Here is a 25,068-nt window from a genome sequence, read left to right as displayed (position 1 = left end):
ACGATCATGAAGCCATTGCTGCGCCGATTTTTGCAGGACGAAACAGGCGCCACGGCCATTGAATATGGCCTGATCGTTGCGGTGCTGTCGCTTGCCATCGTCGGGGGTGTCGGCAAGGCCAGCAATGCGATCCAGTTTCTGTTCAGCGACAACAACAGCAGGCTCGCAAACGCCTTCGCCGAGCACTGATCCGGAGCGCCGTCACCGCCCGCCGGGGTTTTCCAGTATCGTCTTCAGCGAGACCTTCGCCGAACCCGGTTTCAAGGGCTTTTGCTGCGAGGCATCGGGCGCCCAGCCCGACATCCAGACGATGGAAAAGCTTGCCCTGATGCGGCCATCAGCGTCCGAAAAGCGTTCGGCATAGATTTCGGCGGCACGGGTAAAAAGCTTTCGCGCTCCCGGTCGCCGGCTGCGATCGGTCAGCGCGCTGGTTTCGCCCATCGCCCTGAGATCGGCAATGAGGTCGAAGAGGGTATCGTAGCGGACGGTCACCGTTTCGACGTCGGCCACCGGCAGCGCCAGTCCGGCGCGCTGCAGCAGTGCGCCGGCGTCGCGAACATCGGTGAAGGGGATGACACGCGGGCTGGCGCCGCCACAGAGTTCGGTCTCGGCGGCGAGCAGGCTTTCGCGCAATTCGGAAAGCGTGCCGGCGCCGGCAAAGGCGCCGAGGAAAAGCCCGTCGGGCCGCAGAGCGCGGCGGATCTGCACCAGCATGCCGGGAATGTCGTTCATCGCCTGCAACGACAGAAGTGAAACGACGAGGTCGAGGCTTTCCGGCTGGAACGGCACTGTTTCCAGCGGTGCTATCAGCCCTGGCCGGCCGTCCAGAAACGCTGGATCTGCCTCGACGCGCACGATCTCCGCTGCCTTGCCGCTTGCAGCGACCACGTCCGTTGCGTCCGGCGTCTGGCAAAACAGCACCGCGGCCTTGCCGAATTTCCGCTCGACCGCGCCGAGCCGGTCGGCAAGGTCTTCCGCCGCCCGCCGCATCAGAAAATCCGCGCCGGCTACGGGGTGGGCCAGCGCCCTGCGCTTGCGCACCAGCCAAAGTTCAGTATCGATGATCGGCTGCAACGGTAGACATCCCTGTTTGTCCGTCTAGTGATATCCTGGCGCGGACGTCAAAACCACGTGGCCGATCCGGTGATGGAGATCAAGAGCCTCGCTCAAACCATGTTGAAACTGGCCATGTTGGACTGGCCGGCGCGGATGCTGTTCCCGCCGGTCTGTGCCGGCTGTCGCAGGCACGTCTCGCAACCCGGCGTTTTGTGCGGTGCCTGCTGGCCGAAACTCAGGCTGCTGGAGCGGCCATGGTGCGCGGTGATGGGCACGCCATTCACGCACGATATGGGCGAGGGATTCCTGTCGGCCGAGGCGATCGCCGATCCGCCGCCGTTCGAGCGGGCGCGGGCGGCCGTGGCCTATTCAGGTGTCGCCCGCCAGATGGTGCAAGGTCTGAAATACCAGGATCGCACCGATCTGGCGCCGTGGATGGCGCGCTGGATGCTGCGCGCCGGCGCTGAGCTAATTGCAGACGCCGATGTCGTCGTACCGGTGCCGCTGCACTGGCGGCGCTTCTTTCGCCGGCAGTTCAACCAGTCGGCGGAGTTGGCAAGGGCGGTTGCGCAGCTTAGCGGGCTGCCTTTCTCGCCCTCGGCGGTCCGGCGCGTCAAGCTCACGCGCCAGCAGGTCGGGCTGGAGCGGCAGGAGCGCGAGGCCAATGTCCGCGCCGCCTTCCGTGTGCCTGCGGAAGCCGAAATCGAGATCACTGGGCGCCGCGTGCTTCTGGTCGACGATGTCTACACCACCGGCGCCACCGTACGCTCGGTCGCCAGGGCGCTGAAGAAGGGCGGCGCCGGAGCGGTCGATGTGCTGACCTTCGCGCGTGTCCTGCCGGGGGACTTTCGGGCCGACGAGTCCGCGACTATATAAGGTCGAGGAAAGGCACGGACCGATGCTCGATGTGACGATTTACACCCGTATGATGTGCGGCTATTGCGCGGCGGCCAAGCGGCTGCTCGAACGCAAGGGCGTCGCTTACACCGAGCATGACGCTTCGTTTTCGCCGGAATTGCGCCAGGAAATGATTTCGCGGGCGCATGGCCGCTCGACCTTTCCGCAGATTTTCATCGGCGACACGCATGTCGGCGGCTCCGACGACCTCCACGAATTGGAGGCGCGGGGCCAGCTGGACAGGCTGCTTGCCAACGGCTCGACGACAAAGAGCGGTTCGTAGGGCCGCTCTATGTCTTTGTTTTTATGCAATTTCGGACGGAAAACCGGTACACACTTTTCCTGGAATTGCTCAAAGAGGACGTGACGATGGGTGTTTTCAAGGCGGCGGCGATCCAGATGCGTTCGGGCGAGAGCCCCGAGCGCAACGCGGTCGATCTCGAACGGCTGGTTCGCGAGGCGGCAGGCCTCGGTGCAACCTACATCCAGACCCCGGAAATGACCGGTGCGCTGATTCGCGACAAGGAAGCCAGGGCTGCTTCCTTCACCTCGGAAGACAAGGACATCGTCGTGGCGACCGCGCGCAAGCTCGCCAGCGAACTCGGCGTCTTCTTGCATATTGGCTCTACCGCCATCCTGCGCGCCGACGGCAAGCTCGCCAACCGGGCGCTGCTGTTTGGGCCGGATGGCGCGACGCTCGCCACCTATGACAAGATCCACATGTTCGACGTCGATCTCGACAATGGCGAAAGCTGGCGCGAATCCGCCGCCTATGAGCCGGGCACCGAAGCGGTCGTCACCGAGATCGACGGCGCCAGGCTGGGCTTTGCCGTCTGCTACGATCTACGCTTTCCGCAGCTGTTCCGCGCCGAGGCGATGGCCGGCGCCGACCTCTTGTCGGTGCCTGCCGCCTTCACCCGCCAGACCGGCGAAGCGCACTGGCATGTGCTGCTGCGAGCCCGCGCCATCGAGAACGGCGCCTATGTGGTTGCTGCAGCACAAGGTGGCCTGCATGAGGACGGCCGCGAGACCTATGGCCATTCGCTGATCGTCGACCCGTGGGGTCGCATCATCGCCGAGGCCGTCCATGCCGAGCCGGGCGTGATTATCGGCGAGATCGATACCGCACAGTCGTCGGCCGCGCGCAAAAAAATCCCCAACCTTAGGAATGCGCGCGATTTTGCCGTCAATGCCGGCACGGCTGAAGTGCCGCGGCTCAGGGGCGCGGCTTCGTGATCCGCTTTGCCCTGATCTGCGAGCACGAGCACGAATTCGAGGGCTGGTTTCGCAGCAATGACGATTTCGACACGCAGAGGAAGCGCGGCTTCGTCGATTGCCCGAGCTGCGGCTCGCACAAGGTGCAAAAGGCGCTGATGGCGCCAGCCGTCTCCACCGCGCGGAAGCAGGAAACAATTGCGCTGGCCATGGGCGAAACCCAGAAGCAGGCTTTGGCGCAACTGAAGGCGATGGCCGAGAAGGTGCGCGAGAATGCCGACTATGTCGGCGACAAGTTTGCCGAAGAAGCGCGCAAGATCCATTTCGGCGAGAGCGATGCGCGCGGCATCTATGGCGAGGCGACGTTGGACGAAGCCAAGAGCTTGGCCGAGGATGGCATCGATTTCATGCCGATCCCGAGTTTTCCCGAGGAGCGCAATTGAGCGATCAGCTGGCGCTATCGATCAATTTGCCAAGCAACTGAGCCAGTGCCCCCCGCTCCGTGCCGGTGAGCCCGGCGAGGATTTCATGCTCGTTGGCGACGTGGGCGGTCAGGGCTTCGTCGATCAAGGCCAGACCTTTTTCGGTCAGTTGCACGACAATGCCACGCCGGTCGTTGGGGTGCGGGCCGCGCAGGATCAGTCCGGCCTTCTCAAGCCGGTCGAGCCGGTTGGTCATGGCCCCAGAGGTCACCATCGTCGCCTCATATAGAGCGGTCGGTGTCAGCGCGTAGGGCTGGCCGGAGCGGCGCAGCGTCGCCAGCACATCGAATTCGCCGGCCTGCAGTCCGAAACGGGCAAACAGCGGGGCGAGGCGCTCGCGGGCGATTAGCGACGAGGCTTCGTTCAGCCGCCCAAGCACCAGCATTGGCGACACCTCCAGGTCCGGCCGTTCCCGCTTCCATTGCTCCACCGCCTTTGCTGCGCGATCCATCTGTCTCACCGCTAAGTATCTTGACGTTAAGAATATTTGTGGTATGCTACCTCAAGATACAGTTTCGACCCAGTGCCGCAAGTGAGTGACGGGACCATCCGATGAAATTTCTCTGGGAATCGGCGCTTGGCCTGCTGGTCGTCACCGGCGGCCTGCTCGGCCTGACCCTGCCGTTCGGCAAGCTGGCGACGGCTGCCGGCGTTCCGGCCATGGTCTGGGCCTTCGTCATCTCGTTCGGCGCCGGGGGCGTGCTGCTGTGCGCGTTGCTCGCGAACGGCGAGCGCATGCGGCTCACCTCGCACAGACTGCGCTATTTCTTCATCACCGCCGCCGTGTCCTACGCCGTGCCCAATCTGCTGATGTTTTCGGCAATCCCGCATCTCGGCGCCGGCTATACCGGCATCATGTTCACGCTGTCGCCGGTCATCACACTGGTGTTTTCGATCCTGCTTGGCGTTCGACGGCCAAATATGCTCGGCAGTATCGGTATCGCCGTCGGCTTCATCGGCGCCGTCATGGTGGCGGTGACGCGCGGCGAGGCCGGCCAGCCGGCCGATTTCTTCTGGGTACTGGTCGGACTTTTGATCCCGGTCAGCCTTGCCGCCGGCAATATCTATCGCACCGTCGACTGGCCCGAAGGCACTGGTCCGATCGAACTGGCCGTCGGCAGCCACCTGGCCTCGGCGACGCTGCTGCTGATCGGCATTCTCGCGCTGTTCGGCCTCAGTGCCTTCGCCCCGCTTGGCGCCGTGCCGCTGGTTGTCGTGGCGCAGGTCGCTTCGGCCTCGGCGATGTTTGCCTTCTTCTTCCGGCTGCAGGCCGTGGGCGGTCCGGTCTATCTCAGCCAGATCGGCTATGTGGCGGCGGCCGTCGGCCTGTTTGCCGGAACCATCTTCCTCGGCGAGCACTACCAGTTGCTGACCTGGGCCGGCGCGGTGATCATCACCATCGGCGTGATCATCACCACCAAGGCGCAGAGCCAGAAGGCATAGGGTCTTTGGTTTACGCAATTCCCTAGGCAAAGCGCTATGCGCTTTTCCCGGGAAAACCGCTTCACACTTTGCTCGAACTGCTCAAGCTTAAATTTGGCTCGCGTCGAGGCGCTTCCGTAGCGCCGGCGGGGCGACGTTTCGCCAGGCCGTCCGAACGGCGCTGCGGAATGTCTGTTCGTCGCAGGCTTCGAGCATGATCGACGTCCATCCCTTTTGGCCCCAGCCGCCTGTCACGGGCCTGAAAACCGATGGCTCAGCCGCGGCCATCATCTCTTGCTGGTCGCGGTCGAGCTTGACGACAGCACGGTCGGCTTCGGGCAGCGAGACGAAGATACGGTTGCGGACGCGGAAGTCAGCCTTGCCGAAATGCGATTGCTCGACCGTTTCGGGCAGATCGAGCGCCAGCTCTCGGGCCCTCATAGTGTCCACGGCCGCCCCTTCGTTCAGACCGATCGTTTTTCCGCCAGCACCATATAGTTGACGTCCATGTCCTTGGAGCGTGCCCAGCGGTCGGCGAGAGGATTGTAGGTCACGCCGGTACGGTCGATGATGGTCATGGCGGCGCTGCCGAGCGCCTTTTCAAGCTCTTCGGGCCGCACCAGCTTGCCGAACTGGTGGGTGCCGCGCGGCAGCCACCGCAGCACATATTCGGCGCCGATGATGGCCAGGCCCAGTGCCTTCAGCGTGCGGTTGATGGTAGCCACGAACATGATGCCGCCGGGCTTGACCATCTCGCCGCACTTGCCGATGAACAGGTCGACATCGGCAACATGCTCGACAACTTCCATGTTGAGGACGACGTCGAATTTCTCGCCGGAATCGGCCAAATCCTCAGCGGTCGTAGCGCGATAATCCACCGTCACGCCGCCTTCGGCCGCGTGCAGCTTCGCCACCTCGATGTTGGTTGCCGAGGCGTCGGCGCCGACCACTTCGGCGCCAAGCCTTGCCATCGGCTCGCACAATAACCCACCGCCGCAGCCGATATCGAGGAAACGCAGGCCTTCGAACGGCCGCGCCGCCCGCGGATCGCGGCCAAAGCGCGCCGCCACCTGGTCCCGGATATAGGCAAGCCGGACCGGGTTGAATTTGTGCAGCGGACGGAATTTGCCGTTCGGGTTCCACCATTCGGCGGCAAGCGCGGAAAAGCGTTCCACTTCTCCGGCATCGATTGTCGATCGTCGGGCCTCTGGCATGGGGCGGGTCTCCTCGGACGCTAGGAAGTCGGGTGCCGGGGCAAGAAAGTCAAGGACGGTTTTTGCGACTGCTGGCTAGTCGACCTATGGCCTCGAGATCACAATTGCCGAATGTTCCATCGCAACACTTGCGGGATCGATGGCCCGCATCGCTTCGCAATCGCCGATCTCGGCCATGATGCGGCCCGCGGCGGCGAGAGCCTGCTCGCGACTTCGCCAGCGCACCACATCGACCCATCCGCCATCGTCCCGCCGCGCCAGGCAGCGGTTTACGAAACCAGGTTGCCGCGCCAGCCAGTCGGCGACCAGGTTGTTGGCGGCGGCAAAGGCCGCTTCCGCTCCAGGCTTGAGGCGAAAGGTGACGATTTCCAGGGTCTCGGTCATCTTGCGTCCAGCACGTCGCGCAATTTCGCCGCCAGCTGCTCGATGGTGAAGGGCTTGGCCAGGAAATGCACGTCATGGTCGAGCACGCCATTGTGGACGACGGCGTTCCTGGTGAAGCCGGTGGTGAAGATCACCTTCAGCTTCGGCATGCGCGCCAGCGCCTCCTCGGCGAGCTTGCGCCCATTCATCACCGGCATGACGATATCGGTGAACATGAGCGCCACACCAGGGTTGTCGCCCAGCTTTTCCAGCGCTTCCTGGCCGCTTGCGGCATGAATGACGGTGTAGCCGAGTTCGCGCATGGCATCGGTGGTGGAAGCCCGCACGCGTGGATCGTCCTCCACGACAAGGATGGTTTCGGTGACCGGCACGGCAGGATTTCCGGCTCGTTCCGAAGATATGGCGGCCTCTTCCGGGCCGAAGAAGCGCGGCAGGTAGATCCTGATCGTGGTGCCTTGGCCGGGTTCCGAGTAGATCTTGATGTGTCCGCCGGACTGTTTGACGAAGCCGAACACTTGGCTCAGCCCGAGGCCGGTGCCCTTGTCGACCGGCTTGGTGGTGAAAAATGGCTCGAAAGCCCGCTCCATGACGTCCGCCGGCATGCCGGCGCCGGTGTCGCTGACCGCGATCATCACATACTGGCCGTCTTTGACCTCGGCATGGGTGGCGGCGTAGCTCTCGTCGAGGTGGCTGTTGGCGGTCTCGATGGTCATCTTGCCGTCCTCGCTCATGGCGTCGCGCGCATTGACCGCCAGATTGAGAATGGCATTTTCGAGCTGGCTCGGATCGGCATGGGTCTTCCACAGGCCGCCAGCCAGCACGGTTTCGATGCGGATGGTTTCGCCGAGCGCCCGCCGAAGCAGGTCCGACATGCCGGCGACCAGACGATTGGCGTCTACAACCTGAGGCGCGAGCGGCTGCTGGCGCGAGAAGGCAAGCAGCCGTGACGTCAAGTTTGCGGCCCGGGTCGCCGCATCGGTCGCCGCTTCGATGAATTTCATGATGTCGTGCTCGCCCCGCGCCAGCTTGCGCTGGGCGAGGTTCATGGCGCTGATGATCACCGCCAGCATGTTGTTGAAATCGTGGGCGATACCGCCGGTCAGCTGGCCCACAGCCTCCATCTTCTGCATCTGGCGGATCTGCGATTCGGCCTTTTCACGCGTCTGAATTTCGTTGCCGAGCTCGATGTTCTTGCGCATCAGCTCTTCCTGGGCGATGGCCACTGCGCGGAACCGGCGGCGCGAAAGGCGAACCGTGTAGGCGCCAAGCAGGAAGATCGCCAGCAGCGCCGCTATCGAGCCGATTCGCAGCCAGTTTTCGACCCGGTCGGTATGAGCGTCGCGCGCGGCGATGGCTGCGCCGCCAATGCGCCGGATCGTGTCCATGCTGGCCCGGATCTGGTCCATGGCGGCCTTGCCCTGGCCGCTGCGGACCAGTTCCAGAGCTTTTGCCGCATCGCCGCGATCGTAGAGTGCAATCGTCTCAGCCAATTCGGCCTGGTTTTGTGAAAGCGCGTCCTTGACGTGGTTGATCTGCTGCACGAGTTCGTCGTCCGGCGCGGTCATGCCGTCGATGCGGGCAAGCTGGCCCGGAATGGCGTCGACCGCCTGCCGATAAGGCTGGAGGTAGGATTTCTCGCCGGTCAGGAGATAGCCGCGCTGGCTGGTCTCGGCCTCCTGAGCCATCGCAAGCAAACCGGAAAGCAATTCCTGATACTCGACCGCCTCGCGCGCGGCCTCACGATTGGCTCTCTGGGTCTCGACCAGCACGGCGCGTGTGCCGACGATCAACGCCAGCACGGCGAAGCCGATGAACAGCGGCAGCGATTGCCACCGCATGGCGCGTCGAAGGCGAACAATCATTCGATATGCCGGACCAAAAGGAGTTTCCCGCGGGCAGCATTTGGTAAGCGGCGGCGGGGCCGAACGCAATATGCCGCGATCCTGAAGCCGGCATCCGCCGCCAGCCTTGCGAAACCGTGATCATTTGGCTAAGGAGGCGCGCATTCAGCGGCCGGCTTCTGTCGAGCGCTTACTTCCCCTTTCGGTCCTGGGCCGGCTTCAGTCAAAGGCATTTCGCTTCCATGGCGCGCATCGTGATGAAATTCGGCGGAACCTCCGTCGCCGACATCGCCCGCATCCGCAATGTGGCGCGTCACGTCAAACGCGAGGTCGATGCCGGCCATGAGGTCGCTGTCGTGGTTTCGGCGATGGCGGGCAAGACCAACGAACTGGTTGGCTGGACGCGCGAAGCCTCGCCCATGCACGACGCGCGCGAGTATGACGCCGTGGTCGCCTCGGGCGAGCAGGTGACTGCCGGCCTGCTGGCGATCACACTGCAGAATATGGGCGTCCATGCCCGCTCCTGGCAGGGCTGGCAGATCCCGATCAAGACCGACAACGCGCATGGCGCGGCGCGCATCCTCGACATTGACGGCGCGTTCCTGATCAAGCGCTTCGGCGAGGGCCAGGTGGCTGTCGTCGCCGGCTTCCAGGGCATCGGCCCGGACAACCGCATCGCCACGCTCGGCCGCGGCGGCTCCGACACAAGCGCGGTGGCCATTGCCGCGGCGGTCAAGGCCGACCGCTGCGACATCTACACCGATGTCGACGGCGTCTACACCACCGATCCGCGCATCGAGCCGAAGGCGCGGCGGCTCAACAAGATTTCGTTCGAGGAAATGCTCGAAATGGCCTCGCTCGGCGCCAAGGTCTTGCAGGTGCGCTCGGTCGAGCTTGCCATGGTGCACAGGGTGCGTACGTTCGTGCGGTCGTCCTTCGACGATCCCGATGCGCCCGGAATGGGGGATTTGCTCAATCCTCCGGGAACGCTCATTTGCGACGAGGAAGAGATCGTGGAACAGCAGGTCGTCACCGGAATTGCCTACGCCAAGGACGAAGCGCAGATTTCTCTGCGCCGCGTCGGCGACCGCCCGGGCGTTGCCGCCGGCATTTTCGGCCCGCTGGCCGAGGCCAACATCAACGTCGACATGATCGTCCAGAACATCTCAGAGGACGGCAAGTTCACCGACATGACCTTCACCGTGCCGTCCGGCGACGTGGACAAGGCGCTGGCCGTGCTGGAGCGACTGAAGGCTTCGATCGGCTATGACGTGGTGCAGTCGGAAGCCGGCATGTCGAAGGTTTCGGTCATCGGCATCGGCATGCGCAGCCATGCCGGTGTGGCCGCCACCGCTTTCAAGGCGCTGGCCGACAAGGCGATCAACATCCGCGCCATCACCACCTCCGAGATCAAGATTTCGATACTGATCGACGGTCCCTACACGGAACTCGCGGTTCGCACTTTGCATTCCGTGTACGGTCTGGATAAGCAGTAGCGAGAGCGATTTGAGTTGTTGCGTGTGCGCCGGTGGCAGTGGAAACTGCGGCGGGCAAAATGCCCATTGGAGAAGAAGCCGCGATGCGTGATACGGCCAGTGGCCCGCGCGTTCTGCTGAAACGGCTCCGCGAGCTCATGCAGGAGCCGCTGGAGCCGCAGGAGCGGCTCGACCGGATCGTGCGCGACATCGCCTCCAACATGGTCGCCGAGGTCTGCTCGCTCTATGTGCTGCGCGCCGATTCGGTGCTCGAACTCTATGCCACCGAAGGTCTGAACCCGAACGCCGTCCATTTGGCGCAGCTGCGGCTGGGGCAGGGCCTCGTCGGCACCATTGCCGCCAGCGCGCGGCCGCTCAACCTCTCCAATGCGCAGGAACATCCGGCCTTCGCCTACCTGCCGGAGACCGGCGAAGAGATCTACAATTCCTTCCTAGGCGTGCCGGTACTAAGGGCAGGGCGCACGCTCGGCGTGCTGGTGGTGCAGAACAAGACCATGCGCCACTACCGCGACGACGAGGTCGAGGCGCTGGAAACGACCGCCATGGTGATCGCCGAGATGATCGCCACCGGCGATCTCGCGCGCCTGACCCGGCCCGGCCTCGAACTCGACCTGCGCCGTCCCGTCAGCTTTACCGGCCTGTCCTTCAACGAGGGTGTCGGCCTCGGCCATGTCGTGCTGCATGAGCCACGCATCGTCGTCACCAATCTGTTCAACGAGGACAGTGAGGAAGAGGTGCGCCGGCTGGAGACGTCGCTCGGTTCGCTCAGGCTTTCCATCGACGACATGCTGGAGCGGCGCGATGTCGCCTTCGAGGGCGAACATCGCGAGGTGCTCGAAGCGTATCGCATGTTTGCCAACGACCGCGGCTGGGTGCGCCGGCTGGAAGAGGCTATCCGCAACGGCCTGACAGCGGAAGCGGCGGTGGAAAAGGTCCAAAGCGACATGCGCGCCCGCATGCTGCACATGACCGATCCTTATTTGCGCGAGAGGATGAGCGACTTCGACGATCTCGCCAACCGGCTGCTGCGCCAGCTGATGGGGCGCGGGCCTGACGACGTCGCGGCGTCACTGCCGAAGGATGCCATCCTGGTCGCGCGCTCGATGGGCGCGGCCGAACTGCTTGATTATCCCAGGGACAAGCTGCGCGGCGTGGTGCTGGAAGACGGCGCTGCCACCAGCCATGTCGTCATCGTAGCGCGCGCCATGGGCATTCCGGTCGCCGGCCAGATGAAGGGCGCCGTTTCCATGGCGGAAAACGGCGATGCCATCATCGTCGACGGCGAGGAAGGCACCATCCATCTGCGGCCGCAGCCCGACCTCGAAGCTGCCTATGCCGAAAAAGTGCGCTTCCGGGCGCGCCGGCAGGAAGTCTACCGGGAACTGCGCAAGAAGCCGTCGGTGACCAAGGACGGCGTCCAGGTCGACCTGCTGATGAATGCGGGCCTGGCCGTCGACCTGCCGCAGCTGGCCGAGGCGGGTGCCGCCGGCATCGGCCTGTTCCGCACCGAATTGCAGTTCATGGTCGCCTCGACCTTCCCGCGTGCCGAGGCGCAGGAGCGGCTCTACCGCGACGTGCTGGACGCGGCGCGCGGCAAGCCGGTCACCTTCCGCACCATCGACATCGGCGGCGACAAGGTGCTGCCCTACTTCAAGGGCGCCATCCAGGAAGAAAACCCTGCGCTCGGCTGGCGCGCGATCCGGCTGACGCTCGACCGGCCGGGTCTGCTCAGGACCCAGATCCGCGCTCTGCTGAAGGCCTGCGGCGGGCGCGAACTGAAGCTGATGCTGCCGATGGTTACCGAACTCGGCGAAATCGCCCAGGCGCGCGAGATCATCGACCGCGAAGTGCGGCATCTCTCCCGCTTTGCCCACCATCTGCCGACCAGCCTCAAGGTGGGCGCCATGCTGGAAGTGCCGTCGCTGCTGTTCCAGCTCGACGAGTTGATGAAGGCGGTCGATTTCGTCTCGGTCGGCTCCAACGACCTGTTCCAGTTCGTCATGGCGGTCGATCGGGGGAACACGCAGCTCTCCGACCGCTTCGACACGCTTTCGACGCCTTTCCTGCGGGTTCTGAAGCAGATCGCCGACGCCGGGGTTCGCAACCACACGCCGGTGACGCTGTGCGGCGAGCTTGCCGGAAAACCTATTTCCGCCATGGCGCTGATCGGCCTTGGCTACCGCTCGATCTCGATGTCTCCAGCCTCGATCGGCCCGGTCAAGGCGATGTTGACCGAACTGCCACTGGAGGAATTGGAGGCTTTCTTTGCCGACAATCTGATGGCGCCAGCTCAAGGGCTGCCGATGCGGGCGCTGCTGCAGGCCTTCGCCGACGACCGCTCCATCCCGCTATAGCATTAGCCATGGTCAATCTTCCCCGCGAGCGTATGGATCAGGTCGTCAAGCGTTTCGAGATGCTCGAAGCGCAGATGTCGGCCGGCCCGGCGGCCGATGCCTATGTGAAGATGGCCTCGGAATATGCCGAGCTGCAGGACATGGTGGCCAAGGTCAGGGAACTGCGCTCAGTCGAGCGCGAGCAAGCCGACCTCGAGGCGATGCTTGCCGACAAGGGCACCGATGCCGAGATGCGGGCCCTGGCGGAGGCAGATCTGCCGGGCGTCGAAGCGCGTATCGAACAGCTGCAAAAGGACATCCAGATCCTGCTGTTGCCTAAGGATGCGGCCGACGACAAGAACGCCATCCTTGAAATCCGCGCCGGCACCGGCGGCGACGAGGCGGCATTGTTTGCCGGCGACCTTTTTCGCATGTATGAGCGCTATGCCGCCGAACGCGGCTGGCGCTTCGAGACGGTGTCGGCCAGCGACGGCGATGCCGGCGGCTTCAAGGAAATCATCGCCACCATTTCCGGCAGGGGCGTCTTTGCGCATCTGAAATTCGAATCCGGCGTGCACCGCGTGCAGCGCGTGCCGGCGACCGAGGCCAGCGGGCGCATCCACACTTCGGCGGCGACGGTGGCCGTACTGCCGGAGGCCGAAGAGGTCGACATCGACATTCGCGCCGAAGACATCCGGATCGACACGATGCGCGCCTCGGGTTCGGGCGGCCAGCACGTCAACACCACCGATTCTGCGGTGCGCATCACCCATTTGCCGACCGGTATCATGGTGGTGCAGGCGGAGAAGTCGCAGCATCAGAACCGGGCGAAAGCCATGCAGATTCTGCGTGCGCGGCTTTACGACCTCGAGCGCAGCAAGGCGGACGAGGAGCGCTCGGAGTCACGCAAATCGCAGGTTGGTTCGGGCGACCGTTCGGAGCGCATCCGTACCTACAATTTCCCGCAGGGCCGCCTTACCGACCATCGTATCAACCTGACGCTCTACAAGCTCGACCGGGTGATGATGGGCGAGCTCGATGAGGTCATCAATGCGCTGATTGCCGACCATCAGTCGAAGCTGCTCGCCGATATTGGCCTCGATGGCTGACATGTTGCCCGGCGCGCTCGGGCCGTTGTTGCGGGTGGCGCGGGAGCGGCTTGCCGCGGCCGGCCTTCCCGACCCGGCGCTGGATGCCAGGCTGATCGTCGAGCATTTTTCCGGCACGGACCGTACGCAGGCGATCGCCGACCCGCAACGGACGGTCGATGCGGGTGCGGTTGCCGCAATCGGCGCTGCTCTGCAGCGCCGCATGGCCGGCGAACCGGTGCACCGCATCCTCGGGTTTCGCGAGTTTTACGGCCTGCGGCTGTCGCTGTCGCCGGAAACGCTGGAGCCGCGGCCGGACACCGAAACGCTGGTCGAGGCGATCCTGCCTTTTGCCGGCGCGACGGCCGAAAGGCTGGGGGAATGCCGTATCCTCGATCTCGGCACCGGTACCGGCGCGATTGCGCTGGCGCTGCTCAGCGCGGTTCCGGCCGCGACCGCCACCGGGGTCGATATTTCACAAGGCGCGCTGGCAACCGCGATACGCAATGCCGAGCAACTCGGACTCGCCGGCCGGTTCGTGGGGCTGCAGTCCGACTGGTTCGAAAAAGTTTCGGGCCGATACCATGTAATTGCCGCAAACCCTCCCTATATACCGACTGGAGACATTGGAAATCTGCAGGACGAGGTCCGCGATTTCGATCCGCACAGAGCCCTTGATGGCGGTGTGGACGGTCTTGGCCCCTACAGGATCATCGCTGCCGAGGCGGCAAAGTTTCTGGAAGCACAAGGCAAGATAGCGGTCGAGATCGGCCACACGCAGCGCAATGAGGTCAAAGACATATTCGCGGCAGCCGGCTACAGGCTGGCCGGGGCATTTGTCGATCTTGGCGGAAACGACAGGGTTCTTATGTTTGAACAGGGAAAGCCTTGACGCAGTGCAAAAAAGCGCTTGGCAATGCCGGGGAATGCGGCTAGAGTCCGCCCTAACCGGATGAGACGAAGCAGGCAGTGCTCTTAGCGATTCGGTTTTCCTTGGAAATAGCTGCCTTCTTGCGCAAACGACGCCCAAGCTTCGTGCGGGAATCGTCCGGCAAGTGATGTAACCGGAACAGGATGACACGTGGCGCCAACGCAATTGATGCGGGCGAACGCCGGTGAAGAAACGAAACGGCTGGCTGCATGAGCGCCTCCGTTCGTGAAACGTTTTTCGAAAATTTCAAAATGAAGAGAGTCTTATGAGGCCACAACAGCAGAACAGGCGCATGCGCGGTCGCAACAACAATGGCGGCGGCGGTGGCAACAACAATAACAATAACAACAACCGCAAGGGCCCAAATCCCCTGACGCGCAACTACGAGAGCAACGGCCCGGACGTGAAAATCCGTGGATCGGCTCAGCAGATCGCCGAAAAATACGCCACTCTGGCCCGTGACGCGCAAAGCTCCGGCGACCGGGTTATGGCGGAGAATTACCTCCAGCACGCCGAGCACTACAACCGCATCATTGCCGCCGCACAGGCGCAGATGCCGATCCAGAATGCCCCGCAGAACCGCGACGAATTCGACGACGATGAAGATCGCGACGATTTTGACAATGCCGGCAGCGGCAATGGCGGCGAGACGCAAGCGCCGATGGCCAACCACGGCAACGGTCCGCAGCCGACGATTGAGGGCACGCCGGCCGAACTCGCATACGGCCAGGAAAACGGCCGCGAGAACAACAGTGGCCGTGACAATAATGGCCGCAACAATAACGGCCGCGACAACAATGGCCGCAACCGTGACCGCCGCCCCAATGGCGGCTATGGCCAGAACGACCAGCGTGGCGACTTTGCCCAGCGTGGCGAGCAGAACGGCCAGCGCGGCGACCAGCAGCGCTTCACCGAAACCCCGGCACAGGCGGAAACCGTTTCCGCGGTTGAGCCCGAAGCCGAGAGTGGTTTCTCCGAGCCGGCGCCGCTGTACGAAAACCTGTCGCCGGCGGCTCTTGCCGCCCGGGCCGAACTCAATGAGGCAGCCGCCGAGAGCGGCGCTGCCCGTCGCCCGCGGCGTCCGCGCCGCCCGCGCAACAATGCCGATCAGGTCGGTGACGAACAGTCTGGTGGTGGCCAGGTGGTGGATGGCGCCGGCGAGACCGCTGCCGCTGTTGACGTGGTTGATGCGGCGCCGGCCGAAAGCTCTGCCGGCGACCCGTTCGCCGTCGACGCCAACAACTGACCCACAAGACATAAGTCGATGAAACGGCGGAGAGAAATCTCCGCCGTTTTCGTTTGCTCGGCCATGCAATATCATCAGCCGGACGTCTTGAGCGGCAATGGCTTGCGCCCCATATCTGGCGTGAACTGGACCCGGCTCGGATGAGCGGGTCCGTCACCGCAATCTGATCCGGTGCCGCAAAGCGGGCCGGTGATGGAAGGAGACAGATATGAACCTCGAGAAATACTCCGAGCGCGTCCGCGGATTCATTCAGTCCGCCCAGACCATGGCGCTCTCGCGCAATCACCAGCAATTCACTCCCGAACATATGCTGAAGGTCCTCGTCGATGACGACGAGGGGCTGGCCGCCTCGCTGATAGAGCGCGCCGGCGGCAACGTGCGCGACGTCAAGCTTGGCGTCGAGACCGCCCTTGAGGCCATGCCCAAGGTGGAAGGCGGCAACGGCCAGCTTTATCTGGCGCAGCCGCTGGCCAAGGTGTTTTCGACCGCCGAGGAATTGGCCAAGAAAGCCGGCGACAGTTTTGTCACGGTCGAGCGGCTGCTGCAGGCGCTGGCGATGGAGAAGTCGGCCAAGACGGCCGATATCCTGTCCAAGGCCGGCGTCACAGCGCAGGCGCTGAACCAGGTGATCAACGACGTCCGCAAGGGCCGAACCGCCGATTCGGCGAGCGCCGAGCAGGGCTATGACGCGCTGAAGAAATACGCGCGCGACCTCACCGCCGATGCCCGCGCCGGCAAGCTCGACCCTGTGATTGGCCGTGACGACGAGATCCGCCGCACCATCCAGGTGCTGTCGCGGCGTACCAAGAACAACCCGGTGCTGATCGGCGAGCCGGGCGTCGGCAAAACGGCGATCGCCGAAGGTCTGGCGCTGCGCATCGTCAATGGCGACGTGCCCGAATCGCTGAAGGACAAGCAGTTGATGGCGCTCGACATGGGCGCGCTGATTGCCGGCGCCAAATATCGCGGCGAGTTCGAGGAGCGGCTGAAGGCCGTGCTCAACGAAGTCACCTCGGCGGCCGGCGGCATCATCCTGTTCATCGACGAGATGCACACGCTGGTCGGCGCCGGCAAGGCCGATGGCGCCATGGACGCTTCGAACCTGTTGAAGCCGGCGCTGGCGCGCGGCGAACTGCACTGCGTCGGCGCGACCACGCTCGATGAATACAGGAAGCATGTCGAGAAGGACGCGGCCCTTGCCCGCCGGTTCCAGCCGGTCTTCGTCAACGAGCCATCGGTGGAAGATACCGTGTCGATCCTGCGTGGCCTCAAGGAGAAGTACGAGCAGCACCACAAGGTGCGCATCTCGGATTCGGCGCTGGTCGCGGCGGCGACCTTGTCCAGCCGCTACATCGCCGACCGTTTCCTGCCGGACAAGGCGATCGACCTTGTCGACGAGGCCGCGTCGCGGCTGAGGATGCAGGTCGATTCCAAGCCCGAGGCGCTGGACGAGATCGATCGCCGCATCATGCAGCTCAAGATCGAGCGCGAGGCACTGAAGGTCGAGAAGGACGAGGCGTCAAAGGACCGGCTCGCGCGTCTCGAAAAGGAACTCGTCGGCCTCGAGGAGGAATCGACCGAGATCACCGCCAAATGGCAGTCGGAGAAGCAGAAGCTTGGCCTCGCCGCTGACCTCAAGAAGCAGCTCGACGCGGCCCGCAACGACCTCGCCATTGCCCAGCGCAAGGGTGAATTCCAGCGCGCCGGCGAGCTTGCCTATGGCAAGATCCCGGAACTGGAAAAGAAGCTGAAGGAAGCCGAAGCCCAGGACGGCAAGGCCGGCATGGTCGAAGAGGTGGTCACGCCCGACCACGTCGCCCATATCGTGTCGCGTTGGACCGGCATTCCAGTCGACAAGATGCTGCAGGGCGAGCGCGACAAGCTGCTGCGCATGGAAGACGAGATCGGCAAGCGAGTCGTCGGCCAGGGCGAAGCGGTACAGGCGGTGTCCAAGGCCGTGCGTCGTGCCCGGGCCGGGCTGCAGGATCCGAACCGGCCGATCGGCTCGTTCATGTTCCTCGGACCGACCGGCGTCGGCAAGACCGAACTGACCAAGGCGCTGGCCAATTTCCTGTTCGACGACGAGAGCGCCATGGTGCGCATCGACATGTCGGAATACATGGAGAAGCACTCGGTCGCCCGGCTGATCGGAGCGCCTCCCGGTTATGTCGGCTATGAGGAAGGCGGTGCGCTGACCGAAGCGGTGCGGCGCCGGCCCTATCAGGTCGTGCTGTTCGACGAGATCGAGAAGGCGCATCCGGATGTCTTCAACGTGCTGTTGCAGGTGCTCGACGACGGGCGGCTGACCGACGGGCAGGGCCGCACGGTCGACTTCCGCAACACGCTGATCGTCATGACGTCGAACCTCGGCGCCGAATATCTGGTCAATCTCGGCGAAGAGCAGGACGTCGATGCCGTGCGCGACGAGGTTATGAGCGTGGTGAGAGCCTCGTTCAGGCCGGAGTTCCTCAACCGCGTCGACGAGGTGATCCTGTTCCACCGGCTGCGCCGGCAGGATATGGGCCGCATCGTCGAGATCCAGCTCAAGCGGCTGGAAAGCCTGCTCGCCGACCGCAAGATCACACTGTCGCTCGACCAGGATTCGATCGACTGGCTGGCGGCGAAGGGCTACGACCCGGCCTATGGCGCGCGGCCGCTGAAGCGGGTGATGCAGAAGGACCTGCAAGATCCGCTGGCGGAAAAAATCCTGCTTGGCGAGATACTCGACGGCTCGACCGTCAAGGTCACCGCCGGCTCCGACCGGTTGAATTTCCGGTCCAGGCCCACTGTGGTGCCGACCGACGCGGCAGCCTGATCCAACGCCGCGCGTCCGACCGGACGCGCGGCGTTTTGTTATGAAACAACAATCCTTTGACGGGGGTGCAGGTGACGCTGGACGACTACAACAGCTTCTGCGCCTCGCTGCCGCAGACGACGCACGTCGTGCAGTGGGGCGGGGCCGATGTCTGGAAAGTCGGTGGCAAGGTCTTCACCATCGCCGGCCATGACCGGGAGGGTGGCGTCTTCGTCACCTTCAAATGCTCTGAAATGGCTTATGACGTGCTGAAGGATCAGCCCGGCTGCCGGCCGGCGCCCTATCTCGCCTCGCGCGGCATGAAATGGATCCAGCGTCAGACAAGCCAGAGCATGGATGATGATGCGCTGAAGGACTATCTCGGCGAAAGCCACCGCCTCGTCGTCCTCAAGCTGACGAAGCAGACGCGCAAGGAATTGGGCCTGTAGCAACCAGTAATCTGCCATCTTCATGCCCGGTTCATGTTGGAAAGCTTATGTTGTGGTTTGCTGGCGAAGGGGTTTGCCTGCAGGCTTTTGACGATCAGGGCGTTCCTTGCGCATCCAAACGGTGGCGAGAACGTTCTGGTGGGAACACTGCCGGGCGGCGGCAATTACGCATGACCCCGAAAATCGAAATTCGATTTTCGGAAAGGATCATGCGCAGACATGAAGTGTTACAGCGTCCTTTGCGCGTCCAAACGGACGCGCGGCGCTGTAAGTACCGGAGAGTTTGACCACCATGTTCCGCACGATCCTTGCCTTTTCGGTGCTCGCCGCCGGGCTGCTCACGTCCAGCGCCATGGCATCGCCGACTGTGGACAACGCACTGCCGGCCGTCCGCGCCGCCGATAGCGGCGGCATTGTGCTTGCCCAGGACGGCAATCTCGACATCTATTACGACGCCAGGGGCAACCGCGTCATCGTCGATGCCGAGACCGGCAAGGTCATCGCCATCCAGCCGCCGCAGACCAGGCTCGACCGCCGCGCGCTGCGCCGGGAAATGCGGGCACGTGAGCTTGGACGCGCACCGGTCGAAGACGACGACCGCTACTATCTCGACGATCCCGAAGACATGGCGCGTTTCCGCCGCAGGCAACTGGACGATCAGGGACGAATCCCCGGCCCGCCGGTTGATGAATACGATCCTGAAAGCGACAGATTCCTGGGGGCCGCTCCGCAGGATGATGCCAATGACAGCGACACCTATCCGGAAGCGCCGAAATCCGCTGAACCGCGGCCCGTCAAGCGCCAGCCGCTGAACGAAGCCTCTATCGATCCCGCCGAACCGGCGGCGCCCGCCGACCAGGCCGCGCTGCCGCCGAAAGCCGGTGGCAAGACCGTGGTCGATCCCTCGCTTTCACTCGGCGCACGCCAGGATGTAGCCGCCTTGCAGGTGCTGCTCGACCGCGCCGGCGCTTCACCCGGCGTCGTCGACGGGCGCTTCGGCTCCAATGTCGACAAGGCGCTTGCCGCCTATAACCAGATCACCGGCAGCAATCTGCGCTCGACCGACGCGGTCGGCATCCAGGCTGCGCTGGCGCAAACCGGTGGCGATGCTTTCGCCAATTATACGATCACGCCCGAGGACGCGGCCGGGCCTTATGTCGCCTCGATACCGGAGGATTACAGCCAGAAGGCACAGCTCGACCGCATGGCTTACACCTCCGTCACCGAAGCCTTGGCCGAACGGTTCCACATGGACGAGAACTACCTGAAGGGGCTCAATCCCGAGGCCGACTTCAGCCGTCCCGGCACCATCATCAAGGTCGCCAATTTCGGCAGGCTGGTGGCGACGCCGGTTGCCCGCATCGTCGCCGACAAGGACAAGAAGCAGGTGTTCGCCTATGACGCCGGTGGCAAGCTGGTCGCGGCCTATCCGGCCACCATTGGCTCAGCCGACACGCCCTCGCCGACCGGCACCCATACGGTGTCTCGCGTCGCGCTCGATCCGAACTACACCTACAACCCCAGCATCAATTTCAAGCAGGGCCAGAACGACAAGATCCTGACCATCCCGCCGGGTCCGAACGGCCCGGTCGGCTCGGTGTGGATCGCGCTGGACAAGCCGACCTATGGCATTCACGGCACGCCCGATCCCTCCAAGATCGGCAAGACCGAAAGCCATGGCTGCGTGCGCCTGACAAATTGGGATGCGCGTGAACTGGCCAAGCTGGTGTCGCCGGGCGTCACCGTCGAGTTCGTCGGCGGTCCCTCGGCCGATGATGTTGCGGAGCAAGTGAGCGCTCCAGCGCAGTGATATCGGCCTGCCCATAAGGCAGGCCGATATCCAAAGCTGGATTCATGAGCGCAGGGTGCTGGCTGGTTGTTGCCGGCCCGCAACAAGTCTAAGCAGACGCTCATGAAGTCTCCGAGCGAAGCCGCAGCCGTTCCCCTGACCAGGTCGCTTTCCAACGGTACATTTTGCCCGCAGTCGCAGCGCAAGTTCGTGCTGGTAGCGGCGATCCTGGCGTCAGCGCTCGGCTTCATCGACGGGTCGATCCTGGCCATTGCCATGCCGGCAATGCGCGTCGACCTCGGCGCCAGCCTGGCCGAGGTCCAGTGGATTTCCAACGCCTATGCGCTGACGCTGTCGGCGCTGATTCTGGCCGGCGGCGCCGCCGGCGACCGGTTTGGCCTCAGGCGCGCCTTCGTTGCCGGCATTGCGCTGTTCATCGTCGCTTCGCTGGCCTGCGCGGTGGCGCCGAATGCGCTGGTGCTCATCGCCTTTCGCGCCATTCAGGGCATTGGTGCGGCGATCATGGTGCCGGGCAGCCTCGCCATCATCGCCAAGGCCTATCCGAAGAAGGAGCGCGGCCGGGCGATCGGCATCTGGGCCGCCGCCTCGGCGCTGACGACTGCGCTCGGTCCGGTGCTCGGCGGCTTCGTTCTGTCGGCCTTTGGCGGCGGTATCTGGCGGGCGATCTTCGCCGTCAACCTGCCGCTCGGGCTGATCTCGATCTATCTCCTGCTGGCCAAGATTCCCGCCGACGCGCCGACGGAGAAGCGAAGCCTCGATCTCGGCGGCGCCGCTCTCGCCACGCTTGCCTTCGGGGCGCTTGCCTACGGACTGACCTCGATGAGCGCCGAAGGCAGCGGGCTGATGTCGGGGCCGAGCATCGCCGCAGGCGCCGTGCTGCTTATCATCTTCATCGTCTTCGAGCTTCGGCAGCGCGAGCCGATGATCGATCTCAAGCTGTTTCGGATCGGCGCCTTTGCCGGCGCCAACCTCGCCACCTTCTTCCTGTATTTCGCCCTGTCGGCCAATCTGTTCTACCTGCCGATGCTGTTGATCGCCGGATGGGGGCTGAGCACCAAAGAGGTCGGTTTCATCTTCCTGCCGCTGTCGGCGTCGATCGCGCTGCTGTCGGGTCTCGTCGGCCAGTGGTCGGATCGCATCGGTCCGCGTTTTCCGATCGCCAGCGGCTGCCTGGTGGTTGCCATCGCCTTTGCCGGGCTGGCTTTGCTCACTCATGCCGGCATGCACAATTTCTGGACCGGTATCTTTCCGCTGATGGCCGTGATGGGGCTCGGCATGGCGCTGGTGGTGTCGCCGCTGTCGACGGCGGTCATGACCGCGGTCGAGGACAAGGATACCGGCGCCGCTTCCGGCATCAACAATGCGGTTTCGCGCATTGGCGGGCTGATTGCTGTGGCGGCGATGGGCTCGCTCGCGGCCTGGGTCTATTCGACGATGCTCGATACCAGCGTCAGGCCGGGCATTCCGGGATTCGGCGAACCGGCATTGGCCGGCCTGGCGCCAGACCTTGATGCAACACGGCTCGCCGCCAGCGATGCGGCGTTCGCGGCCGTGTCGACAGTGACGGCCGTGCTTTGCCTCCTTGCCGCTGTTATCGCCTGGGCCACCGTTTCGGGGCAAAAGCTGCCTTGGTCACGAGCCGAAGAGGAGCAGTCGACCTGATTCGGAGCCGACCCGATTCGGAATGCTCTGATGGGGCGATTATGATTCGCTGGCGTCGAGTGTGACGGCTTAAAGCGCGTCGCGCTGAAACGGATTCATACGACGCGCTTTAAGTCTTTGTTTTGACACATGTCCTTGTCCCAGAGCCGCGGCACACTTCTGGGCGACATGCACTAGCCTTCGATCTTGGCGCTCGCGACCTTCAGCGGATTGCTGTCTTCCTGCTTGAGCAGTTCATCGATGCGCTCGCGCTCGCGCTTGAAAGCGACCAGGTCGTCGCCCTTCAGCACCTTGCCGACCGGCAGGCGCACGCGCATCGGGTCGACCTTGGTGCCGTTGACGATCAGCTCGTAGTGAAGATGCGGACCGGTGGAGAGGCCGGTCTGACCGAGGAAGCCGATGGTCTGGCCCTGGCGGACATGAACGCCGGGTTCGATGCCTTTGGCAAAGGCGCTCTGGTGATTGTAGGAGGTCTCGTAGCCATTGGCATGGCGGATGATGATCTGTTTGCCGTAGCCGCCGGCCCAGCCGGCCTTTTCGATGGTGCCGTTGCCGGCGGCGATGATCGGCGTTCCGATCGGCGCCGCCCAGTCGACGCCGGTATGCATGCGGACATAACCGAGGATCGGATGTCGGCGGGCGCCGAAGCCGGAGCGGAATTTCCCGGCGGGCAGGGGGTTGCGCAACAGGAACTGCTCGGCGCTAGATCCGTCCTCGTCGAAATAGTCGGTCGAGCCGTCCTGCATCTGGAATCGGTAGAAATTGCGCGTCTGGCCGCCGAAGGTCGACGAGACATAGAGCAGTTCCGATTCGTCGGAGGCCTGGTCGTCGCCGTCCGGCTGCGAGAACAGGACGTCGATGCGGTCCGACGGATTGAGCCTGGACTGGAAGTCGACGCCGGAGGCCAGGAGCTTGACCAATTGCTGGGTCAGCTTCTTCGACATGCCATAGGAATAGGCGGCGCGGTAGATGCCGTCATAGACGTTCGGCAGATTGCCGCGCACCACCACCGGTGCCGACGAATCGTCGAACGCGGTCAGCAATTCGGGGTTCGGCTCCGGTTCCTGCGCCGGCACATACTGGCCGCGGTCGTCGAGCGCGATGGTGACGATGTGCGTTGTCTTGTCATAGACGCTGGTGCGAACGACCTTGGCGGCGTCGCCATGTACCTCGAGCCCGACCCGCAGCACGGTTCCGGCCTTCAGCGCCGGTGCGTTGAGCAGCTTGCCGATCGCCTCCGCCATGCCGGTGGCGTCATCGCCCGTATAGCCCGAATCAGCGAAAGCCTCGGCAATGTCGCGGTCCCTGGTGAAGGGAATGATTTCCTCGGCGAAAGCCGGGGTCTGGTCGTCGAGCGCGACGCGCGGCGCCACCGAGACGTTTTCCGGCACGATCTTGACGTCGTAGGAGCCGGCCATCGATTCGGCGAAGGCATCGCCGAATCGCTGCGGGTCGACATAATGCAGCGAGGCGACCTGCACGGCGCCGTCGCTGAGGTCGGTGCCGGCTTCGCGCACCACTTTTTCCACCTCGTCGGCGGACAGGTCGCTTTTCTCGTCGAAGGAGGCCGTCTCGACCGGGAAATCGACCGTCTTCAGGCTCATCTCGCTTTCGACCTTGGCGCCGTAGATCTGGCCCCCAACTGCGGAAGCCGTCGCCGGCTGCGCCGGCGTCGAGTCGCCATCGTCGCCGAACACCTGCATCGGGTCGAAAGGCGGATAGGCGCGGTTGGTGGTGTGGCCGGCGGCCAGCGCCATCTTGATCTGCACGAACGGCATGGTGTGGATAACGTCGCGGTCACCGACCTTGGTCACCATCGACACTTCCATGCGCCGGCGGTCCTTGGCCTTGGCGATCTGGCGCGGCGCCACCAGCCTGGTGGTCTTGGCGACCTCGCCGGAATCGCCGCCGCTTTCGAGCTGGGCCAGTTCGGCGATTTCGGGCGGGGTTGCCAGCTGCTGGCGGCCGTCAAGGGCGGCAAACAACGCCACGCCCATCAGCACACTCGAGGTCACGCCGGTAAGAAAGGTGCCCGACAGCCAGCGCGCTGAAACCTCGCGCCGGTCGGGCGGGCCGCTGCGGCCATCTGCGATCAGCGGCGGCTCATTGCCGAGTTCGGCTATGACATCTTCCGTGTCTGGCATCCAGAAAGGCTGCTTCTTCCCCGGGCGGAACGGCTTTTCGCTTCTGTTGGGCCATGACATTTGCCTGTCACGGCGGGTGAAGTCAACGAAGCGGCGAAATCCCCGCTCACACGCTCTGTTTTACAGCCCCTTGTAGAGAGGCGTCTTTATCCTCTTATAGGAGGCTCCGAACCGTGATGCGCAGACCCCGCTTTGGCTCTTATAGGAAGGCACCTCGCGGGCCGCGCCGAGCCCTTCTTTGTTGGCCTTGGTGTCGAACGGCAATGCGGCGGCAATAGGGCTCCTTTTTGGCAATGCCAATGTTCCCTTGGGGCAGTCCGCCGTCGCCAAAACTTCTGTCGTAAAAAGTTCAAAAACATCGTCGATGACTGTTGACAGTTCTGGTTGGTGGCGACTATATACGCCTCACGAACGAGGGCGGTGCGCCGCTGGCGGCGAAGCAGTTTGCTTCTGAGAAAGCCCTTGTGAGAATTCAAGAGAGCCGCGTAAGCGACACTCGGACGGCCCCGAAGCCAGAGGTGGAACGGGCCACGACATTGCGTGAAGTGATGTCTGTTCTTTGAAAATTGAATATTGAAGAAAGAGAAACGTGGGCGGCAGAGTC

At 63.8% G+C, this 25,068-nt stretch carries 22 protein-coding genes; 15 read left to right on the top strand and 7 right to left on the bottom strand.

The genetic code is table 11. The features are described 5' to 3' along the window. Positions 1 to 6: 6 nt before the first annotated feature. A complete protein-coding gene (locus NKJ18_RS31450; protein ID WP_023672984.1) occupies positions 7 to 189 on the top strand; it encodes a Flp family type IVb pilin in 183 nt (60 codons plus the stop codon). Positions 190 to 201: 12 nt separating this feature from the next. Here NKJ18_RS31450 and NKJ18_RS31445 read toward each other — a convergent pair whose 3' ends face one another. Continuing rightward, positions 202 to 1,074 carry a methyltransferase domain-containing protein gene (locus NKJ18_RS31445; RefSeq protein ID WP_286454826.1) on the bottom strand — a complete coding sequence of 291 codons (873 nt, stop codon included), beginning with the start codon at positions 1,072 to 1,074 and terminating at the stop codon, positions 202 to 204. Positions 1,075 to 1,146: 72 nt separating this feature from the next. Here NKJ18_RS31445 and NKJ18_RS31440 point away from each other — a divergent pair, with 72 nt between their 5' ends. The 4 genes from NKJ18_RS31440 to NKJ18_RS31425 all read left to right on the top strand — a co-directional run bounded on the left by NKJ18_RS31440 (position 1,147) and on the right by NKJ18_RS31425 (position 3,611). Further along, positions 1,147 to 1,932, top strand: coding sequence for a ComF family protein (locus NKJ18_RS31440; protein ID WP_196814971.1), 786 nt, complete (start codon positions 1,147 to 1,149; stop codon positions 1,930 to 1,932). Between the two features lie 22 nt (positions 1,933 to 1,954). Next, positions 1,955 to 2,236, top strand: coding sequence for a glutaredoxin 3 (grxC, locus tag NKJ18_RS31435; RefSeq protein ID WP_023804564.1), 282 nt, complete (start codon positions 1,955 to 1,957; stop codon positions 2,234 to 2,236). Positions 2,237 to 2,322: 86 nt separating this feature from the next. Next, positions 2,323 to 3,189 carry a carbon-nitrogen hydrolase family protein gene (locus NKJ18_RS31430; protein ID WP_023804565.1) on the top strand — a complete coding sequence of 289 codons (867 nt, stop codon included), beginning with the start codon at positions 2,323 to 2,325 and terminating at the stop codon, positions 3,187 to 3,189. After that, positions 3,186 to 3,611, top strand: a complete 426-nt coding sequence (locus NKJ18_RS31425; RefSeq protein ID WP_023685783.1) for a DUF1178 family protein — start codon at positions 3,186 to 3,188, stop codon at positions 3,609 to 3,611. The genes NKJ18_RS31430 and NKJ18_RS31425 overlap by 4 nt, the downstream gene beginning before the upstream one ends. A gap of 4 nt (positions 3,612 to 3,615) precedes the next feature. Here NKJ18_RS31425 and NKJ18_RS31420 read toward each other — a convergent pair whose 3' ends face one another. Continuing rightward, positions 3,616 to 4,101 carry a MarR family winged helix-turn-helix transcriptional regulator gene (locus tag NKJ18_RS31420; RefSeq protein ID WP_023672979.1) on the bottom strand — a complete coding sequence of 162 codons (486 nt, stop codon included), beginning with the start codon at positions 4,099 to 4,101 and terminating at the stop codon, positions 3,616 to 3,618. Positions 4,102 to 4,202: 101 nt separating this feature from the next. Here NKJ18_RS31420 and NKJ18_RS31415 point away from each other — a divergent pair, with 101 nt between their 5' ends. After that, positions 4,203 to 5,093 carry a DMT family transporter gene (locus NKJ18_RS31415; RefSeq protein ID WP_352761398.1) on the top strand — a complete coding sequence of 297 codons (891 nt, stop codon included), beginning with the start codon at positions 4,203 to 4,205 and terminating at the stop codon, positions 5,091 to 5,093. An 87-nt stretch (positions 5,094 to 5,180) separates the two neighbouring features. On the opposite strand, the gene NKJ18_RS31410 is transcribed toward NKJ18_RS31415, so the two are convergent. The 4 genes from NKJ18_RS31410 to NKJ18_RS31395 form a co-directional block, all read right to left on the bottom strand. Continuing rightward, a complete protein-coding gene (locus NKJ18_RS31410) occupies positions 5,181 to 5,513 on the bottom strand; it encodes an MmcQ/YjbR family DNA-binding protein (protein ID WP_023685781.1) in 333 nt (110 codons plus the stop codon). Positions 5,514 to 5,536: 23 nt separating this feature from the next. Beyond that, a complete protein-coding gene (ubiG, locus tag NKJ18_RS31405) occupies positions 5,537 to 6,286 on the bottom strand; it encodes a bifunctional 2-polyprenyl-6-hydroxyphenol methylase/3-demethylubiquinol 3-O-methyltransferase UbiG (protein WP_023672976.1) in 750 nt (249 codons plus the stop codon). An 84-nt stretch (positions 6,287 to 6,370) separates the two neighbouring features. Continuing rightward, positions 6,371 to 6,670, bottom strand: coding sequence for an antibiotic biosynthesis monooxygenase (locus tag NKJ18_RS31400; RefSeq protein WP_023685779.1), 300 nt, complete (start codon positions 6,668 to 6,670; stop codon positions 6,371 to 6,373). Then, positions 6,667 to 8,508: a CHASE3 domain-containing protein gene (locus NKJ18_RS31395; RefSeq protein WP_502906194.1), complete on the bottom strand. Its 1,842-nt coding sequence runs from the start codon at positions 8,506 to 8,508 to the stop codon at positions 6,667 to 6,669. Before NKJ18_RS31395 ends, NKJ18_RS31400 begins: the two co-directional genes overlap by 4 nt. 245 nt (positions 8,509 to 8,753) lie before the next feature. On the opposite strand from NKJ18_RS31395, the gene NKJ18_RS31390 reads away from it, so the two are divergent. From NKJ18_RS31390 to NKJ18_RS31350, 9 genes are all read left to right on the top strand, one after another. Then, positions 8,754 to 10,007: an aspartate kinase gene (locus tag NKJ18_RS31390; RefSeq protein ID WP_023685777.1), complete on the top strand. Its 1,254-nt coding sequence runs from the start codon at positions 8,754 to 8,756 to the stop codon at positions 10,005 to 10,007. A gap of 83 nt (positions 10,008 to 10,090) precedes the next feature. Further along, on the top strand, positions 10,091 to 12,361 hold the full coding sequence (ptsP, locus tag NKJ18_RS31385; RefSeq protein ID WP_023693992.1) for a phosphoenolpyruvate--protein phosphotransferase: 2,271 nt from the start codon (positions 10,091 to 10,093) through the stop codon (positions 12,359 to 12,361). An 8-nt stretch (positions 12,362 to 12,369) separates the two neighbouring features. Beyond that, on the top strand, positions 12,370 to 13,449 hold the full coding sequence (prfA, locus tag NKJ18_RS31380) for a peptide chain release factor 1 (RefSeq protein ID WP_023712842.1): 1,080 nt from the start codon (positions 12,370 to 12,372) through the stop codon (positions 13,447 to 13,449). Beyond that, a complete protein-coding gene (prmC, locus tag NKJ18_RS31375; RefSeq protein ID WP_352761394.1) occupies positions 13,442 to 14,320 on the top strand; it encodes a peptide chain release factor N(5)-glutamine methyltransferase in 879 nt (292 codons plus the stop codon). Before prfA ends, prmC begins: the two co-directional genes overlap by 8 nt. A gap of 304 nt (positions 14,321 to 14,624) precedes the next feature. Beyond that, the gene (locus tag NKJ18_RS31370) at positions 14,625 to 15,605 is read left to right on the top strand and encodes a DUF4167 domain-containing protein (RefSeq protein ID WP_023698975.1); all 981 of its coding nucleotides are present in this window, start codon (positions 14,625 to 14,627) and stop codon (positions 15,603 to 15,605) included. 208 nt (positions 15,606 to 15,813) lie between these two features. Beyond that, positions 15,814 to 18,420 (top strand): ATP-dependent chaperone ClpB, encoded by a 2,607-nt coding sequence (clpB, locus tag NKJ18_RS31365; RefSeq protein ID WP_352761392.1) that lies wholly within the window; start codon positions 15,814 to 15,816, stop codon positions 18,418 to 18,420. A 71-nt stretch (positions 18,421 to 18,491) separates the two neighbouring features. After that, the gene (locus tag NKJ18_RS31360) at positions 18,492 to 18,848 is read left to right on the top strand and encodes an MmcQ/YjbR family DNA-binding protein (protein WP_023685771.1); all 357 of its coding nucleotides are present in this window, start codon (positions 18,492 to 18,494) and stop codon (positions 18,846 to 18,848) included. Positions 18,849 to 19,140: 292 nt separating this feature from the next. After that, the gene (locus NKJ18_RS31355) at positions 19,141 to 20,658 is read left to right on the top strand and encodes a L,D-transpeptidase family protein (protein ID WP_023701438.1); all 1,518 of its coding nucleotides are present in this window, start codon (positions 19,141 to 19,143) and stop codon (positions 20,656 to 20,658) included. Between the two features lie 102 nt (positions 20,659 to 20,760). After that, positions 20,761 to 22,320, top strand: coding sequence for an MFS transporter (locus NKJ18_RS31350; protein ID WP_023685769.1), 1,560 nt, complete (start codon positions 20,761 to 20,763; stop codon positions 22,318 to 22,320). Positions 22,321 to 22,493: 173 nt separating this feature from the next. On the opposite strand, the gene NKJ18_RS31345 is transcribed toward NKJ18_RS31350, so the two are convergent. After that, complete coding sequence (locus NKJ18_RS31345) at positions 22,494 to 24,464, bottom strand: M23 family metallopeptidase (RefSeq protein WP_023686664.1); 1,971 nt, start codon at positions 24,462 to 24,464, stop codon at positions 22,494 to 22,496. Between the last annotated feature and the right edge of the window lie 604 nt (positions 24,465 to 25,068).

Source organism: Mesorhizobium sp. M0217 (assembly GCF_040321955.1).
GTDB lineage: Bacteria > Pseudomonadota > Alphaproteobacteria > Rhizobiales > Rhizobiaceae > Mesorhizobium.
This window is presented reverse-complemented; position numbering and strand designations above follow the sequence as displayed.

Coding starts and splice junctions, on each gene's coding strand:
- NKJ18_RS31395 (WP_502906194.1), bottom strand. CDS start 8,508: ATGCGGTGGCAATCGCTGCCGCTGTTCATCGGCTTCGCCGTGCTGGCG.
- NKJ18_RS31350 (WP_023685769.1), top strand. CDS start 20,761: ATGAAGTCTCCGAGCGAAGCCGCAGCCGTTCCCCTGACCAGGTCGCTT.
- NKJ18_RS31430 (WP_023804565.1), top strand. CDS start 2,323: ATGGGTGTTTTCAAGGCGGCGGCGATCCAGATGCGTTCGGGCGAGAGC.
- NKJ18_RS31410 (WP_023685781.1), bottom strand. CDS start 5,513: ATGAGGGCCCGAGAGCTGGCGCTCGATCTGCCCGAAACGGTCGAGCAA.
- NKJ18_RS31420 (WP_023672979.1), bottom strand. CDS start 4,101: ATGGATCGCGCAGCAAAGGCGGTGGAGCAATGGAAGCGGGAACGGCCG.
- prmC (WP_352761394.1), top strand. CDS start 13,442: ATGGCTGACATGTTGCCCGGCGCGCTCGGGCCGTTGTTGCGGGTGGCG.
- NKJ18_RS31450 (WP_023672984.1), top strand. CDS start 7: ATGAAGCCATTGCTGCGCCGATTTTTGCAGGACGAAACAGGCGCCACG.
- NKJ18_RS31390 (WP_023685777.1), top strand. CDS start 8,754: ATGGCGCGCATCGTGATGAAATTCGGCGGAACCTCCGTCGCCGACATC.
- NKJ18_RS31370 (WP_023698975.1), top strand. CDS start 14,625: ATGAGGCCACAACAGCAGAACAGGCGCATGCGCGGTCGCAACAACAAT.
- ubiG (WP_023672976.1), bottom strand. CDS start 6,286: ATGCCAGAGGCCCGACGATCGACAATCGATGCCGGAGAAGTGGAACGC.
- NKJ18_RS31415 (WP_352761398.1), top strand. CDS start 4,203: ATGAAATTTCTCTGGGAATCGGCGCTTGGCCTGCTGGTCGTCACCGGC.
- NKJ18_RS31440 (WP_196814971.1), top strand. CDS start 1,147: ATGGAGATCAAGAGCCTCGCTCAAACCATGTTGAAACTGGCCATGTTG.
- grxC (WP_023804564.1), top strand. CDS start 1,955: ATGCTCGATGTGACGATTTACACCCGTATGATGTGCGGCTATTGCGCG.
- NKJ18_RS31400 (WP_023685779.1), bottom strand. CDS start 6,670: ATGACCGAGACCCTGGAAATCGTCACCTTTCGCCTCAAGCCTGGAGCG.
- clpB (WP_352761392.1), top strand. CDS start 15,814: ATGAACCTCGAGAAATACTCCGAGCGCGTCCGCGGATTCATTCAGTCC.
- NKJ18_RS31345 (WP_023686664.1), bottom strand. CDS start 24,464: ATGCCAGACACGGAAGATGTCATAGCCGAACTCGGCAATGAGCCGCCG.
- prfA (WP_023712842.1), top strand. CDS start 12,370: ATGGTCAATCTTCCCCGCGAGCGTATGGATCAGGTCGTCAAGCGTTTC.
- ptsP (WP_023693992.1), top strand. CDS start 10,091: ATGCGTGATACGGCCAGTGGCCCGCGCGTTCTGCTGAAACGGCTCCGC.
- NKJ18_RS31355 (WP_023701438.1), top strand. CDS start 19,141: ATGTTCCGCACGATCCTTGCCTTTTCGGTGCTCGCCGCCGGGCTGCTC.